13 protein-coding genes are annotated in these 14,316 nt (G+C 66.1%); 5 read left to right on the top strand and 8 right to left on the bottom strand.

Features of this window, described 5'->3' with window-relative positions:
- Positions 1 to 37: 37 nt before the first annotated feature.
- The 7 genes from AB1411_12980 to AB1411_12950 all read right to left on the bottom strand — a co-directional run bounded on the left by AB1411_12980 (position 38) and on the right by AB1411_12950 (position 9,163).
- Complete coding sequence (locus AB1411_12980) at positions 38 to 2,194, bottom strand: EAL domain-containing protein (GenBank protein ID MEW6544508.1); 2,157 nt, start codon at positions 2,192 to 2,194, stop codon at positions 38 to 40.
- Positions 2,194 to 4,491: a response regulator gene (locus tag AB1411_12975; GenBank protein ID MEW6544507.1), complete on the bottom strand. Its 2,298-nt coding sequence runs from the start codon at positions 4,489 to 4,491 to the stop codon at positions 2,194 to 2,196. Before AB1411_12975 ends, AB1411_12980 begins: the two co-directional genes overlap by 1 nt.
- Position 4,492: 1 nt before the next feature.
- Positions 4,493 to 5,041 carry a heme NO-binding domain-containing protein gene (locus tag AB1411_12970; GenBank protein ID MEW6544506.1) on the bottom strand — a complete coding sequence of 183 codons (549 nt, stop codon included), beginning with the start codon at positions 5,039 to 5,041 and terminating at the stop codon, positions 4,493 to 4,495.
- 316 nt (positions 5,042 to 5,357) lie between these two features.
- Positions 5,358 to 5,789, bottom strand: coding sequence for a preQ(1) synthase (gene queF / locus AB1411_12965; GenBank protein ID MEW6544505.1), 432 nt, complete (start codon positions 5,787 to 5,789; stop codon positions 5,358 to 5,360).
- 4 nt (positions 5,790 to 5,793) lie between these two features.
- Complete coding sequence (locus AB1411_12960; protein ID MEW6544504.1) at positions 5,794 to 6,042, bottom strand: methylenetetrahydrofolate reductase C-terminal domain-containing protein; 249 nt, start codon at positions 6,040 to 6,042, stop codon at positions 5,794 to 5,796.
- A gap of 11 nt (positions 6,043 to 6,053) precedes the next feature.
- Positions 6,054 to 7,619: a TldD/PmbA family protein gene (locus AB1411_12955; GenBank protein ID MEW6544503.1), complete on the bottom strand. Its 1,566-nt coding sequence runs from the start codon at positions 7,617 to 7,619 to the stop codon at positions 6,054 to 6,056.
- The gene (locus AB1411_12950; GenBank protein MEW6544502.1) at positions 7,616 to 9,163 is read right to left on the bottom strand and encodes a TldD/PmbA family protein; all 1,548 of its coding nucleotides are present in this window, start codon (positions 9,161 to 9,163) and stop codon (positions 7,616 to 7,618) included. The genes AB1411_12955 and AB1411_12950 overlap by 4 nt, the downstream gene beginning before the upstream one ends.
- Positions 9,164 to 9,683: 520 nt before the next feature.
- Between AB1411_12950 and AB1411_12945 the strand changes: the two genes are divergently transcribed.
- From AB1411_12945 to AB1411_12925, 5 genes are all read left to right on the top strand, one after another.
- The gene (locus AB1411_12945) at positions 9,684 to 10,577 is read left to right on the top strand and encodes a thiamine pyrophosphate-dependent enzyme (GenBank protein MEW6544501.1); all 894 of its coding nucleotides are present in this window, start codon (positions 9,684 to 9,686) and stop codon (positions 10,575 to 10,577) included.
- A gap of 49 nt (positions 10,578 to 10,626) precedes the next feature.
- Positions 10,627 to 11,346, top strand: a complete 720-nt coding sequence (locus tag AB1411_12940) for a 2-oxoacid:acceptor oxidoreductase family protein (protein MEW6544500.1) — start codon at positions 10,627 to 10,629, stop codon at positions 11,344 to 11,346.
- A gap of 21 nt (positions 11,347 to 11,367) precedes the next feature.
- Entirely contained in the window at positions 11,368 to 11,691 is a 324-nt protein-coding gene (locus AB1411_12935) for a pyruvate ferredoxin oxidoreductase (GenBank protein MEW6544499.1), read from the top strand.
- An 18-nt stretch (positions 11,692 to 11,709) separates the two neighbouring features.
- On the top strand, positions 11,710 to 12,474 hold the full coding sequence (locus tag AB1411_12930; GenBank protein MEW6544498.1) for a carbon monoxide dehydrogenase beta subunit family protein: 765 nt from the start codon (positions 11,710 to 11,712) through the stop codon (positions 12,472 to 12,474).
- Between the two features lie 229 nt (positions 12,475 to 12,703).
- Positions 12,704 to 13,912: a transketolase C-terminal domain-containing protein gene (locus tag AB1411_12925; protein MEW6544497.1), complete on the top strand. Its 1,209-nt coding sequence runs from the start codon at positions 12,704 to 12,706 to the stop codon at positions 13,910 to 13,912.
- Positions 13,913 to 14,043: 131 nt separating this feature from the next.
- On the opposite strand, the gene AB1411_12920 is transcribed toward AB1411_12925, so the two are convergent.
- On the bottom strand, positions 14,044 to 14,292 hold the full coding sequence (locus tag AB1411_12920; GenBank protein MEW6544496.1) for a hypothetical protein: 249 nt from the start codon (positions 14,290 to 14,292) through the stop codon (positions 14,044 to 14,046).
- Positions 14,293 to 14,316: the final 24 nt, after the last annotated feature.

Genomic DNA, 14,316 nt, shown 5'->3' with positions numbered 1-14,316 from the left:
GTAACGCGCTCTCAATGGGGATTCAAGAGGGGACGGGTCAGCCGAGACCGGCGGGGACGGAGACCTCGCGGGTGTCGGGAGAACGGAAGCCTCGCAGGAGCTGCGCCAGATCCTCAGCGGGGACCGGCTTGCTGACGAGGTATCCCTGAAACTCGTCGCACCCCTGCTGTTGCAGGAAGGCAAGCTGTTGTCTCGTCTCGACCCCTTCGGCCAGCGCACGGAGTTTCAGGCTGTGGGCCATGGCGATGATGGCGGTCACGATCGCGGCATCGTCGGAGTTCTCGGCGAGGTCCCTGACGAATGCGCGGTCGATCTTCACGGTGTCGATCGGGAACCGCTTGAGGTAGCTCAGGGAGGAATAGCCCGTGCCGAAATCGTCAATGGCCAGGCGCAGCCCCAATTGCTTCAACCGCTGCAGGGCCGCAATCGTGGTTCCAGCGTCCCGCATGACGATCCCCTCGGTCAGCTCCAGCTCCAGGTACCGCGGGTCCATGGAAGTGTCGCGCAGGGCCTGTGCGATTTTCTTGCAAAGGTCCTGCTCCTCAAACTGCAGGCTCGACAGGTTCACCGCCATGCGGATGGGCGGAAATCCGGCCGCCAGCCAGGCTCGGTGCTGTGCACAGGCCGTTCGGATGGCCCATTCCCCGATCGCGTGAATCAGACCGGTTTCTTCGGCCAGCGGAATGAATTTCGCGGGCGGGATGGTGCCCAGCTCCGGGTGACGCCACCGGATCAACGCCTCGACGCCCACGATGTTCCAGCGGCGGAGGTCCACCTGCGGCTGGTAGTGCAGCTCGAACTCCCCACGGTCCAGGGCCCGCCGCAGCTTGCTCTCCAGCGTCAGTCGCTGCGCCGCGTCCGCGTTCATCTCCTGGGAATAGAACCGGTAAACGTTGCGCCCCTGTTCCTTGGCGTGGTTCATCGCGGCGTCGGCGTTCTTCAGAAGGCTCTCCGCATCCGTCCCGTCCGCGGGAAACAGGCTCAGCCCGATGCTGGCCGTGACGAACACCTCATGGCCCTCGACCTTGAACGGCTTGGCGAGCGACTTCAAGAGGCGCCTTGCCACCTTCGCCGCGTCCTGGACCGATTCGAGGTCGGTCAGCAGGACCGTGAACTCGTCTCCGCCCAGGCGCGAGACGGCGGCGGCTCCGTCCGGCGCGTGCCGCGCGACGCTGTCGCTTCTTCTCACGTAGACCATCAGCCGCTCGGCGACGCCGCGCAGAACCTGATCGCCCACCGAATGCCCCAGGGTATCGTTGATACGCTTGAGTCGGTCCAGGTTCAGGAGCAGGATCGCCAGCGTGCTCTGCCGACGTTGGGCGGAGGCCAGGGCCTGGAGCAAGCGATCGCGGAATAGGCGCCGGTTGGGCAGGTTGGTCAGGCCGTCGTAGTAGGCCAACCGGTGAATCTGCTCCTCCGCTCGCTTGCGGTCCGTGACGTCCTGGACCGTGCCGAACATCCGCTCGGGCGTCCCGGCCGCGCCGCAGACGACCTCCGCCTGCATGTGGACGATGCGTTCCGTTCCATCGGGAGTCGGGACCCGGAGGTTGATGGCCAACGGCGCTTTGTCGGTCAGGGTCGCCTGGAGGGACTGGGTCACGAATTCTTGGTCCTCGACGTGGACCGCGTGGGCGAGCGTCTCGATGGTGACGGGTGCGGTCTGGGGCAAGCCGAGGATGCGGCGTCCCTCCTCCGAGACCGTCAAGGCGGAGGTCGGGATCTCCAACTGCCAATTTCCGAGGCGGGCGAGTCGCTGGGCGTGGGCCAGGTTGGCCTCGCTTTCGCGCAGGGCCTCCATGGCGCGGCTGGCCCTCAACATGTACCGGATCCGATGGCTCAGGATGAGGGGGATGAAGGGCTTCACGGTGAAGTCCGTGGCCCCGACGTCGTAGGCACGGGTGATGGACTCCAGGTCGTCGAGCCCCGTCATGATGAGCACAGGGACGCGCTCGCCGTACGGCAGGCGCCGCAGCTCGGCGCAGGTGGCAAACCCGTCCATGTCGGGCATCACCACGTCGAGCAGGACGATGTCCGGGCGCAGCCGGGCAAACGCTTCCAGCGTCTGGGCGCCGCTCTCGGCCTCGACTACGGCCGCCCCCGCCAGCTCGATGGCCTCGCGTGCCAGCAGGCGGTTGACGGGGTCGTCGTCCGCCACCAGGGCCAGGGGGCCGGTCTTGCCCGCGACATCCGGCATTATCCGCATCCTTTCTTGATCGCGGCGGCGAAGGCTTCACAGGCCAGGCGGTACTCGGTCTCCAGTCGTCCCAGCAGCTCCATCGCCTGGGCGAGTTCCTTGGCCCTGGCCAGGCTTTCCATCTCCCGACAGAGCGCGGCGACGGCGGTGGCGCCAAGGTTGGCGCTGCTGGACTTGAGGCTGTGCGCGGCTTGCTGGATCGCCGGAGCGTCGGCGGTGGCCACGGCCCGGCGAATCGCCTCGATCAGCTTGCGCGAGTCCTGCAGGTACAGCCGCATGACCGAATCCAGCACATTCGGACGCCCCTCGCGTTGAAGCGCGCGGATGGCGTCCCAGGCTTTGCGATTGATGGCGGAACCGCCGGGCTCAGGGGAAGAGACCGCTGCCGGAGGGATTGCTCTTGCTTCCACGGGGAGGCGCGGCAGCCATCGTTCGATGGTCGCTTGCAACTGCTCCAGCGTGAACGGCTTGCTCAGGTAATCGTCCATGCCGGCGGCCAGGCACCGTTCGCGGTCTCCCTCCATGGCGTGGGCCGTCAGGGCGACGATCGGGACGCGGCCCGTCGCTCGTCCTTCGTCTAGCGTCTCTCGTGAAGGCTCGGATTCCGTTCTCGCTTCACGCTTCACGAGCGACGATTCATGAGCGCGGATCTGCGCGGTGGCCGCGAAGCCGTCCATCACCGGCATCTGACCGTCCATGAGCACGAGATCGTACCGCTCTCTCGCCAGGGCCGCGACGGCCTCCAGCCCGTCCTCGGCCACGTCCACCCGGCAGCCGAGGAGTTCGAGCATGCCGAGCGTGACTTCCCGGTTGACCGGGTTGTCCTCGGCCAGGAGGATGCGCCCAGAGCCAAACGGGCGAGAGCCGGTCTCACGGAGCTGGCCGGCGGCAGGCGGAAGCCGGCAGGCCGGCACGCAGCCGATCACATCGAGCAGGCAGTTGTAGAGGCTGGACTGTCGGACCGGCTTCGTCAGAAACGCCTGGATGCCCGCGGCTCTGGCCTGGCGGTCCTGGCCATCCCGACTGAGCGAAGTGAGCATGACGAGCTTGGTATGGGCCAGGGTCGGTTCGCTCTTGATGATGCGGGCGAGGGTCAACCCGTCCATTTCGGGCATCTGCATGTCGAGGATGGCGAGGTCGTGGGGCCTGCCGCGGGCAGCCGCTTCGCGCAACCGGTCCAGCGCCTGGCGGCCGGATTCGGCCGTGTCGCGTTCCATGCCCCACGAGGCGGTCTGCTCCTCCAAAATGGTCCGGTTGGTGGCGTTGTCGTCCACGATGAGGATCCGCAGGGTCTCCAGGTTCCGACTGCAGTCCGGCAGGGCCTGCGCCGGACCGGTCTGTCTGGCCAGACGGATGTTCGCCCAGAAGGTCGAACCTTGTCCCACCCGGCTCTCCGCCCCGACGGAGCCCCCCATCTTTTCGGCCAGTTGCTTGACGATGGCCAGACCCAACCCGGTTCCGCCGTACTTGCGGGTGGTGGAGCCGTCGGCCTGGGTGAAGGCCTGGAATAGCCGGGCCTGGGATTCGGGCGGGACTCCGATGTCCGTGTCCGTCACGGCCAGGCGCAGCACTGCGGACTCGATCCCCTCTTCGACCGTCGTGACGCGCACGACCACCTCGCCGTGCTCGGTGAACTTGATCGCGTTCCCGACGAGGTTGGTGAGAATCTGGCGGATCCGGACCGGGTCGCCGCGCAGGCTCGTGGGGACCGCATCGGGAACGTGGCAGACCAGTTCCAGCCCCTTCGCGTGCGCGCGCTCGGCCAAAAGATCCACCGCCTCTTCCACCGTAGAGCGCAGGTCGAAGTCCGTCGCCTCCAGTTCCAGCTTGCCCGCCTCGATCTTGGAGAAGTCCAGAATCCCGTTGATGAGGTCCAGCAATGCAAGGGCCGACCGGCGGACGGTTTCCGCAAAGTTCCGTTGCCTGGCGGTCAGATCGGTGCTCAGCAGCAACTCCGTCATGCCGAGCACGCCGTTCATCGGCGTTCTGATCTCATGGCTCATGTTCGCCAGAAACTGGCTTTTGGCCTCGCTGGCCGCCTCCGCCGCCTCCTTGGCCGCTTTCAACTCCTCTTCCGCCAGCTCCCGCGCGCGGATTTCCTCCCTGAGCTGCTCGTTGGTGGACGCGAGGTCGCGCGTCCGTTCTGCGATGCGCTGTTCGAGCTTCTCGGCGGCCCGCCTGAGCTCCTCGTTGGCGTGATAGAGCTCCAGGCTCTTTGCCTCGAGGAGGATCTCGGCTTCCTGGCGCGCCCGCTTCTCGCGCTCGACGCGCCGCTGCAGCAGAACCGGATCGTTCATGTCAGGATTTCGTACGGGTCAGGGTGAAGCGGATGGCCGTGCCGGATTCCCCGGGCAAGGTCTCGCGCTGAACCGCGATGCGCTCGCCGAAGTGCTTGATGCAGCCTCTGATGAGGCCCTCGGCCAGGTCTCCGAACGGACGCTTGGAGCGGTAGGTCATTTCCATCCGATCCGGCCCCAGGGTCGTGCAGACGAAGGTCGGCAGCTCCGCGTCGGGGTAGAGCTTCCGCACGTCCACGTGGATGTGGTCTTCGATCGCCGCGAGGAAGGCGAACGCGGAATCGACGCCCTTGAAGAAGTGAGGGTACGCCTGCACGAATCGTCCGAACAGATGTTCCCCGAAGGCCTGAACGAGCTCCGGCACGCCGACTTTCACGGCGGCGCTCAACCGTCCCGCCAGGCGGACCAGCTCCTGGTGATCGTACGTGCCGACCGCGGTGTAGGCCGCGCCGGACGGGAGAGCGGCTTCTTCGATGATCCGTTCGACCGTTTCACCCCCGAAACGGTCTTCCACCATGCCGAGGAACTCGGTGAAGACAATGCCTTTCATGGCGATCCCCCTCGTTGGGCGACGGCGCCGCGTGGCGCCGGACTCGGTGCGAAGGACGCAAGTTCACGGGCGGCCATGAACCGCTGTAGGCCGTCCCGTTCCAGCCGGTTCCATTGTTTAGACGATCGGTTGGCTGGATAGGCGGCTTGAGCCGAATCTGAGGGTGGACCACCGGCCGGCCGCGCCGCAGCTAAAGGAGAAAGGAAGCTCAACCGACAAAGATAAGCCATGGTGCTGCGACATTCGGCCGCACGAAGGGGCTCGCGGGACAGACGGGCGAGGATGGCGCCGGCTCCGAGGAGCACCGCGCCGGTGGTCAGGGATACTTGGCTTCGATCACGCTGCGCAAGCCGCCCCGGGCGGTGAACTCGCCGGTGACGACGGCCCGGACCGGCCGGCAGGCGGCCACCACGTCCTGCAGGATCCGGTTGACCGCGTTCTCGTAGAAGATGCCCAGGTTCCGGTAGGCGTGGATGTAGAGTTTCAGGGACTTGAGCTCCAGGCAGGCCCGGTCCGGCATGTAGCGAATCCGGATCGTGCCGAAGTCCGGAAGCCCGGTCTTGGGGCAGATGGCCGTGTACTCGGGAATCTCGATCGCGATTTCGTACCCCTTGTACTGGTTCGGCCAGGTCTCGATCTCCGGCAGGGGCTCAGCGATGCCGCTCTTCGCGTGCCGCTCGTTGTACCCTAGCTTCGTTGTGTTTCTCGTTTTCTTGCCCATCGCCTCGTGCCCCTCGCCTCGCGCCATTCGTTCAGACCTGCTTCATCCAATCCACCTGTCCGATCTTCTCCAGCTCGAAGTAGAGCGTCACCCAGGGGCATCGCATCTCCGGATAGACCTCGCAGAAGCCCCCCTTGCGGACTCCGCCGCAGGGGCCGTGGCTCATGAACTTGGGACACTCGGCCTTGAGGGAGCCGTCCGGGATCGGCGGGCGCTTGTGCACGCCGCCCTCGAACTGCTGGCTCTCCTCCTCGCCCGGAATGATGACGCGCAGGGGCATGGAGGGGAAGTCTACACCGATTCCATGTATTGGGCAATCTCGGTGAGAGACAGGTCGCGGACCGCGATCTCCGGCGCGTAGACGACTTCCTCGGAAGCCCATCCGATGACCGGCCGGGCCTGCTTGGTCACGCCCACTACGTTCCGCAGCAGGGCCCTGATGTTGCCGGTGATGCGCACGGCGTTGCTCCGGAGCGGCGCCGCGAGCTCCCCGTTGCGGATCAGGAAGGAGTCCCCTACGACCGTGCAGGTGAAGTCGCCGGCCCGCAGCCCGTTCACCGGATAAGTGTACCAGATCCGGCCGATGTAGACGCCGTCGCCCACGAGGCTCAGCAGACTCTCGGTCGTGTAGGGCGCCGCGCCCTCGATAAAGACGTTCGTGGCGGCTACGCTCGGGATCGCGTCGAACTGGCGGATGCCCCGGGTCGCGATCCGGAAGCCGTTGCGCGGGGCGAGCATGTCCGGGTGATCCTGGGGATTGAGACCCAGCTTCTCCCTGCCGTGCGGATCGCGGAGCAGGCGCTGGGTCTCGTAGTGGTTCGAGAGGAGGCCCTGGAGCACGCCGTTCCGGATCAGGTCCGTCCGCCCGGTCGGGAGCCCCTCGCAGGTGAGGCGCTTGCTGGCGACTCCGTTCCTGGCGGCCCCGTCGTCGTAGATCGTGAGCTGGTCGGCGGCGACCGTGCGGCCGACCTCCCCCAGGAAGGCGGAGCGGGAGCTGTAGAAGGAATCGGCGCTGAGGCTCGGGAGGATCAGGTTGGTCATGAGGTCGGAGACCGGCTGCGGGCCGAGGATCACCGTGTAGGAGCCGCTGGGGAGCCGCTGCCCGTTGATCGCCAGGATCGCGTTCCGTGCCGCTTCCGCTCCGGCTTCGCCCTTGAACCTGGCCAGGTGGGTGGCGGCGGAATAGCCGGTGCCCTTGGCCTGCTTCCGCTCGACCATGGCCGTGACGGCGGCGGTGATCGCGGTGGATTCGTCGGTCTGCACCTTGGGCATCCGGGTGGATGCGAGCGCGATCCGCTGCCGGAACAGGCTCACGTCTCCTCCCACGATCAGTCCCAGCCCGGAGAGCTTCTCCTTGGAGACGGCGAGCCGCTGGAGCACGTCGGAAGACTCGAACGTCTTCAATGCCTCCTCCACGACCTTCCAGCCGGCCTCGACCAGCGCCGAATCCTTCAGGTCCATGATGGCCCGGTCGGAAAAGGAAGGGAGTCCCCGCGCCGGTTTGTCCCGCTTGGGCGCCTCCGGGAAGGAGACAAAGTCGGGATCGGCGACCGCGTTGTAGCGGGCCTTCTCCAGCGCGCGCCGGATCCCGTCCGGGGACAGGTTGCGCTCCTCGAACCCGAAGCCGACGCGCGGGCCGTCCGGGCCGGCGAACAGGGCGCGGAGACCGATCCCGTGGGCCTCGGACGATTTGGGCTCCTCGACCCCGTGGCAGGGGATGCCGGAGGTGTAGTTGAGCCGGCACAGGAGGTGTCCGGTGCTGGAGGCGTAGACCTCGGCCTCCTGGACGTCCTTGATGCGGGCGACCTGGCGGAGCGCGCGCTGCACGACGGCCTTGAGGGAGGCGAGCGGGATCATAGGCCCGTGAGCCGGGCCCGACTGCGCATGGTCGGGCCTCCGTTCCCCAGCCGCTTGGACTGCATCGGCTGGCCCTTCCCGCAGTTGGGGATGGGAAAGAGGCGCAGGTCCCGGCCCATCGCGTCCACCTTGGTGAGGTACTCCTTCGTGTCCGCGGTCATGCCGCCGCCCCGGTAGAGCTGCCCGATCTGGCCGTTGCGGATCTCGTAGACCTTCTGGGCGGAGATGCTGAAGTTCTCGCGCGATTCGGCGATCGAAGGGGTTCGGTGCCCCACGAGGTAGTAGCCGCGGTCCACCTCCGCGACGATCTTCTGCGGATCCTGCGCGCCCGCGCCGAATACCGTCGTGGACATGCGGATCAGCGGCACCATGGAAGCCTCGATGGCCTTGTAGGAGCCGTTCGGCTCCGTTCCGAGGAGCGCCGCGGTCTGCCGGCTGTTCATGAAGCCGGCGAAGACGCCCTTTTCGATGTGGACCACTTTGCAGGCCGGCGTGCCCTCGTGGTCGTAGAGGTAGTGGCCGAGGCCGGGGAGGCTCGGGTCCGAGTAGGCGGTCACGAGCGGGGAGGCCACCTGCTTGCCGACCTGACTGTCCTTGAGCCCGCGCAGCAGCCAGCTTCGGCCGGCGTAGGCGGTCTCCATCTTGAGCGCGCGGTCCAGCTCGGCGGGGTGGCCGATGATCTCGTGGGCCAGCAGCGCGTTGTAGTGGGGGTCCGTGACGACCACGACCTCCTTGTCGGTGGCGCGCAGGGGGGGCGCGTCCACCAGCTTGAGGCAGTCGCGGCCCAGGCCCGTCGCGAAGGTCAGGAGGTCCAGGTGGCGGATCAGCTCGCTGCGCATCCCCTCGGTGACTACCTCCCAGCCCCGCTGGTGGCCGATGTAGTCGAAGAGCGCCTGCTCCGCGGTCTCGCTCTCCGCCACGACCGAGCAGAGCCCCAGGGTGGCGGCGAAGGACTGGTCGAGGAGCGCGCCTTCCGAGCTGGCGAAGAGCTCCCGGCTCACGCTCGTGGAGGTCGTGATCGAGTTGAACCGGATGCGCGGCCCCAGCCCCTTCACGGCGCGGGAGACTTCGGCGGTGTAGCGGGCGATCTCGGCGAGCGGGACCGAGCGGGGATCGATCTCGTATTCCGGCTTGATCGTGTCCTGGCGGGCCTCGATCGGCGCGAGCGGCCAGCCGGCCAGGCTGCGGCCCAGGAACGGGAACCGTTTCCGCGCCTCCTCCTTCCGGCGCGCGTTCGCGATGGCGCGGTCGTAGGCTTGTTTGAGGCCGGCCCGCAGGAGCGCCGGCAGCCGCGGCAGGTCCAGGTGCCCGAGCCGGTGGCCGAAGTAGCCGGGGGAGGAAACGGACTGGCCGGCGAGCACGCGCACGCCGAAGCCGAACAGGTAGTCGTCCTGCGCGGACTTCCCCGCCCCCTGCTCCGCCCGTGCGGACTTGACCTCGATCAACTCGATGCGGAGATCAGCGTAGTGGCAGTGCCGCAGATTCTTGCAAGCCTCTCGAGCCAGGTCCAGCGCGACGCGCTTGATCCTGTCGAGACTTTCCACCGTCAGTGGTTTCACGCCGAGCGTCCGACCCATAGTGGCGACCGGCCTGTCTCAGGTGTGGTGCTCAGGCTCGCTTACACGGTCATCGTCTCTGCCGCGACGAAATTCTCCACCAGCCGAAAAAGGGAGTGTTTTTGCGTAATTGTGAGGCATTATAGGGGGAGTCCGGGCCAGGGTCAAGTCAGGGGGCGGATGTCGCTCGCGGCTGGGCGCGTCTCCGGGAGAGGGGTGGTTAGGGCCAATGGCCTACCGGGACGGGGGCGGGTAGGCCTTCTTTCGGCTTGGGTGGGCCTTCTGGAAAGTTGCATTGAATATCCGCCACGTTATACGATGCGGCAGGGTCGTGGAAGGCCCGGGTTTTGGGGGACTTTCCGATTGACAACTTTTGAGGTGCCTTGCTAGACTCAGTGGCTCAAAAGCCGGACGTTTCGGGGTCGTTTAGACTAAGGAAATCAACGGGAAAAGCGCGGTCATCACCGGACGGGCTCCCGCCCGGTGGCCCATAGAGGGAGGGGATCAGATGAGCCTCGATTACGTCAAGTTCACGCCTGGTTTCGGGAAGTTCATGCCGAAGGAATATCGGGACATGGTCGAGCACGGCCCCTTCGGCAAGAAGATATCGGTGTCGCAGATGGGGACCTTCAAGGAGATCCTGGAGGAGCACCCCATGTGCGCCGGCTGCGCGATGACCCTGTTCATCCGGCTGGCCATGATCGCCTTCCCCAACCCCGAAGACACGATCACCGTCGGCACCGCCGGCTGCGGTCGGCTGTCCATCTCCCAGGCGGCCATTCCGTTCGTCTACGGGAATTACGGGGATCAGAACGGGGTCGCGAGCGGTCTCTCCCGCGGGCTGCGGCTTCGGTTCGGCGACAAGCCCAAGGACGTGGTCGTCATGGCCGGCGACGGCGGGACGGCCGACATCGGCTTCGCCCAGGTCGTCCACTCCTGGTTCCGGAAGGAGAAGTTCACCACGATCATGCTGGACAACGAGGTCTACGGGAACACCGGCGGCCAGGAGAGCGGCATGACCAGCCGCGGCGCCGTGCTCAAGATGGCCCCGCTGGGCAAGAAGTTCGAGAAGATGGACATGGTCGGCCTGGCGAAGCTGGCAGGCTGTGCGTACGTCGCGACGGTCGTGCCGAACAACCCGCGGCGCGTGGAGAACGTGATCAAGAAGGCGGTGCTGATTGCCCGCGAAATCGGTCCCTCCTACATCCAGGCCTACACCTCCTGCAACATCGAGTACGCGATCCCCACCGACAAGGTGATGGAAGACGCGAAGAACGTCGAGGGCGACCGGTACCAGTTCAGCGAGTTCATCAGCGACGAAGCCAAGCAGTACCTCGCGGACCGGTACGGGTACAGGGAATTCCTCCCGAAGCCGGCTGCTGCGGCCATCACCCAGTCCTGAGTTCCGGCCGGTTCGCGGTTGGCGTCCAGTTAAAAGGAGGAGCGCGGCGATGGCAAAGCGTTTCAACATCCGGATGGCCGGCGTCGGAGGGCAAGGGGTCGTCACCGGCTCGCACATCCTCAGCACGGCGGTCATCAACGCGGGCGGCGAGAGCACGATCGTGCCGTTCTACGGCTCCGAAAAACGCATGGCGCCGGTGGAGAGCTACGTGCGGGTGTCGGACGAGCCGATCTACGAGATCGGGGAGATCACGTTCCCGCACATCATCATCATTTTCCACCCCCAGGTCATCACGCACGGGAAGTCCTACACGATGCCGTTCTACTTCGGGCTGAAGGAGGACGGCGTCGTGCTGATCAACCATGACGGGCCCATGAAACTCCAGAAGGATCATCAGCGGGAGCTGGAGGAGCGCCGCGCGAAGCTCTACTACCTGCCCGCCACGAAGATCTCGCTGGAAGTGTCCGGCATGGACCTGGCCACCAACATGGCGCTGATGGGCGCGATCGGCTGCATCACGGGCCTCACCACCATCGACGCGCTGGCGCAGGCGGTGAAGGACCGGTTCCTCGGCAAGGGGTTCGTGGTGTCGGGCGGCACGGCGGCCCTGGACAGCGTGGTGGAGCGGAAGTTCAAGAAGAAGCAGGAGCTGATCGAGAAAAACGTCGCGGTCATCAAGGCCGGCTGGGAGTTTGCCGCCCAGAACGGCTGGGATCAGGCCAGCAAGGCCGCCAGGAAGGCGGAAGCCGCCGCTGCGGCCAAGGTCTGATCGCCGCAGAAAGAGGATTCGATGTATCTCGTCGCCGATATCAACGTTGACATCTGCGCCCAGACGAGCTGCAAGCTCTGCACGCAGTTCTGTCCCGAGGCCAACACGATTCTCTACAACCCGGAGGCCGGCAAGGAGAAGGGCTACAAGTACGGAGCGGCCTACGTGGCGGTGGATCGCTGCAAAGGCTGCGCGCAGTGCGTCTGGGTCTGCGACAACATGGCCAAGCACCACGCGATCAAGATGATCATGATCGACCAGTTGCCGCAGGCGGCGATCACCGACAACGTGACGTACGACGACAAGGGCACCACGGCCAAGCTGGCCAGCCCGGTCGTCGGGTAATCTCCAGGGAGACGCGGAGTGAAAACGAGCAGCCAGCAGGTACGCGAACCGATCATCATTCCGGGGCCGGCCGGATTCCATCCTCCCTCGGCCGCGCAGCTCGGCGTCTCGCTGCCGGAGCCGGGCCAGGGCCTCTTCTACGGCCACCACGAGGACGAGGAAAAGGTCATGGAGGAGATCGCCCGGAAGATGCTCACGAGCCCGAACGCGACGCTCTTCCCCGGCCCGATGGTGCTGTGGGCCTGGAACGAGCACGCCGCGGACAAGGCCAGGGCGGTTCTGGAGATCGCGGCGCAGATTCCGGAAGTGCTGATCATCCCCATGCCGGACTACCGGCCGAAATACCCCAAGATCGACCCGGAGGAAGTCATCAACCCCAACCATCCGAACCTGACCATCTGGGGCAACAAGATCGAGGCATGCATCTTCGTCGGTGTGCACTGCCACTACGCGAACTTGACGCTCAAGATGATCCGGGCGGGGACCAACTGCTGCACCAGCGCCCTCTGCGCCGAGCAGGGCCACGAGGACGCCATGCTGACCATCCGGGACTGCGATGCGGCGAAGCTGCGCTGGGCGGCGCAGGTGTTCAAGCGGGTGCGGGAGCAGATGGGCCTCAAGCTGCCCGCGAACGGGGAGAACGTCCGCTTCACGGGCCTCCAGTCGAAGGTGCACGGAGGCAAGACCCACACGAATCCGCTCGAGTTCGTGCCGACGGAAGCCGGCCTGGCCAGCGCGGCCGCCTTCGGGCACAAGGCCGAGCACATGCAACGGGAAGCGTAGGGCGCCCGCGTCCTGCCGATAGATTCCAAGAGGTGACACGATGAGCGAATCCTCGAAAGCCGCTGTCAAGGCCAACCCGCAGGGCGACTCGGTCGCGAGCCTCGAGCCGGAGCAGAAAACGAATCCCCAGGGCGATCCGATCACCAGCGTGGCGGCTCCGAAACCGACGGACGTCAAGAAGGACCCGCACGGGGAGGCCAAGAAGCAGAAGGTCGTCACGCCCGAGCACATGTTCATGGAGGCCCCGCGCACCCGCGAGTTCATCACGGGGAGCGAGGCCGCCAAGGAAGCCATCCGGCGATCCAACGTGGACCTGGCGATCGCCTATCCGATCACCCCCCAGAGCGAGACCATGCAGCTCGTGGGGGTGCTCTACGGGGAGGGGTACGTCAAGGAGTATTACCGGGGCGAAGAGGAGATCGGCGTGATGGCCGCCATCGCCGGCGGCTCACGGGCGGGCGTGCGCTGCTTCACCGCCACGGCGGGCCCCGGTACGCTGCGCGGGCTGGAGGGCATCTCCTCCTGGCCGGGCCACCGGCTGCCGGCCGTCGCGTTTTTCACCTGCCGGGTCGTGAACGCGCCGCTGGCCATCCAGCCGGACAACATCGAGATCGCCTACCTGCTGAACAGCGGCATGGTGCTGTTTCACGCGGAGAATCAGCAGGACGTCTACGATTTCATCATGAAGGGGTTCATCATCAGCGAGAAGAACGACGTGACCCTGCCGGTCGGCGTGGCCTGCGACGGGTTCTTCGTGACGCACGCGCGCGGCTACGTGCACATGCAGGAGAAGGGGATCAAGCTCCCGCCCCGGGAGGCGTGGCGCGGGGCGGTCCCCGTGCTGGACGCCGAGAATCCGCCGGCCCGGCTCTCGCGCGACGCGCCCGTGCAGAAGTCGAACTTCATGGCCTACAACATCCACGCGGTCTGGCAGCAGGAGGTGTGGGCGGCTAACGAGCGCGCGCGCCGGTACATCGAGAAATACATGGACGGGCTGTGCACGGCCTACGACGTCGAGGATGCCGACGCCGTGCTGGTCGCGTCGGGCAGCGCCGTGGCCCAGTCCCGGGAGGCGATCCGGCTCTGTGCGGAGAAGGGGATCAAGGTCGGGCTCATCAAGATCCGGTCGCTCCGGCCGTTCCCGACCCGGGAGCTCCGGCAGCTTTGCGCGAAGGCCAAGCTGATCGTGATCCCCGAGTTCAACTACGTCGGCTGGCTGGCCAAGGACGTGGCCACGGCGATCTACGGACACTCCAGGGCCAAGATCATCGCCGGGCCGCACGTGTACGGCGGCCAGTCCATGCCGGTGGAATTGATCGTGGACGAAGTGGAGTCCGGCCTGACCGGCAAAAAGTCCACCAACGTGCCGATGTCCCAGGTCATGGGGACGACGGACGTGGACCCGGCGATGGTCACCCACTTCATGCAGAACATCTGAGTCGAGGGTTGGCCGAAACGCAAGAGCCCGATCCCGGACGGGATCGGGCTCTTCGTTTTTCGGCTTCGTCGCTCGTGAAGCGGCGTTCGTATCTCGTGCGCGCTTTACGCTTCACGAACGACGAGCGACGTCTATCCTTGCAGATCGTCCTGGACCATCTCCTCGCTGTCCGGCATCCCGTAGGCGATGAACTTCGCGTAGGAGAGGTAGATGAGGCTGCTGTCGCGCATGGCTCTGGCTCCGTGCGTCATGCGCTCCAGCTTGTCGGCGTCGGCGGACTCAGAAGACCGCAGACGCTCCACCTGCTCCGTGAGCGCCTGGTTGTACCGCTCCATCGCGCGCTCGACTTCATGATAGGCCTGTAGCAACGTGTCGGTCATGACGGCTCCTCGCTCGTAGGGGTC

It is taken from the genome of Nitrospirota bacterium (assembly GCA_040757595.1).
In the GTDB taxonomy this organism is placed as follows: domain Bacteria; phylum Nitrospirota; class Nitrospiria; order Nitrospirales; family Nitrospiraceae; genus JBFLWP01.
Note: the sequence above shows the minus strand (reverse complement) of the source record. Positions and strands in the feature narration are given on the sequence as shown.

What these genes read in the sequence shown, in the direction of transcription:
- AB1411_12940 (MEW6544500.1), top strand. Translation starts at nt 10,627, where the DNA reads ATGGCAAAGCGTTTCAACATCCGGATGGCCGGCGTCGGAGGGCAAGGG.
- AB1411_12920 (MEW6544496.1), bottom strand. Translation starts at nt 14,292, where the DNA reads ATGACCGACACGTTGCTACAGGCCTATCATGAAGTCGAGCGCGCGATG.
- AB1411_12945 (MEW6544501.1), top strand. Translation starts at nt 9,684, where the DNA reads ATGAGCCTCGATTACGTCAAGTTCACGCCTGGTTTCGGGAAGTTCATG.
- AB1411_12960 (MEW6544504.1), bottom strand. Translation starts at nt 6,042, where the DNA reads ATGCCCCTGCGCGTCATCATTCCGGGCGAGGAGGAGAGCCAGCAGTTC.
- AB1411_12980 (MEW6544508.1), bottom strand. Translation starts at nt 2,194, where the DNA reads ATGCCGGATGTCGCGGGCAAGACCGGCCCCCTGGCCCTGGTGGCGGAC.
- AB1411_12955 (MEW6544503.1), bottom strand. Translation starts at nt 7,619, where the DNA reads ATGATCCCGCTCGCCTCCCTCAAGGCCGTCGTGCAGCGCGCGCTCCGC.
- AB1411_12925 (MEW6544497.1), top strand. Translation starts at nt 12,704, where the DNA reads ATGTTCATGGAGGCCCCGCGCACCCGCGAGTTCATCACGGGGAGCGAG.
- AB1411_12935 (MEW6544499.1), top strand. Translation starts at nt 11,368, where the DNA reads ATGTATCTCGTCGCCGATATCAACGTTGACATCTGCGCCCAGACGAGC.
- queF (MEW6544505.1), bottom strand. Translation starts at nt 5,789, where the DNA reads ATGGCGCGAGGCGAGGGGCACGAGGCGATGGGCAAGAAAACGAGAAAC.
- AB1411_12975 (MEW6544507.1), bottom strand. Translation starts at nt 4,491, where the DNA reads ATGAACGATCCGGTTCTGCTGCAGCGGCGCGTCGAGCGCGAGAAGCGG.
- AB1411_12970 (MEW6544506.1), bottom strand. Translation starts at nt 5,041, where the DNA reads ATGAAAGGCATTGTCTTCACCGAGTTCCTCGGCATGGTGGAAGACCGT.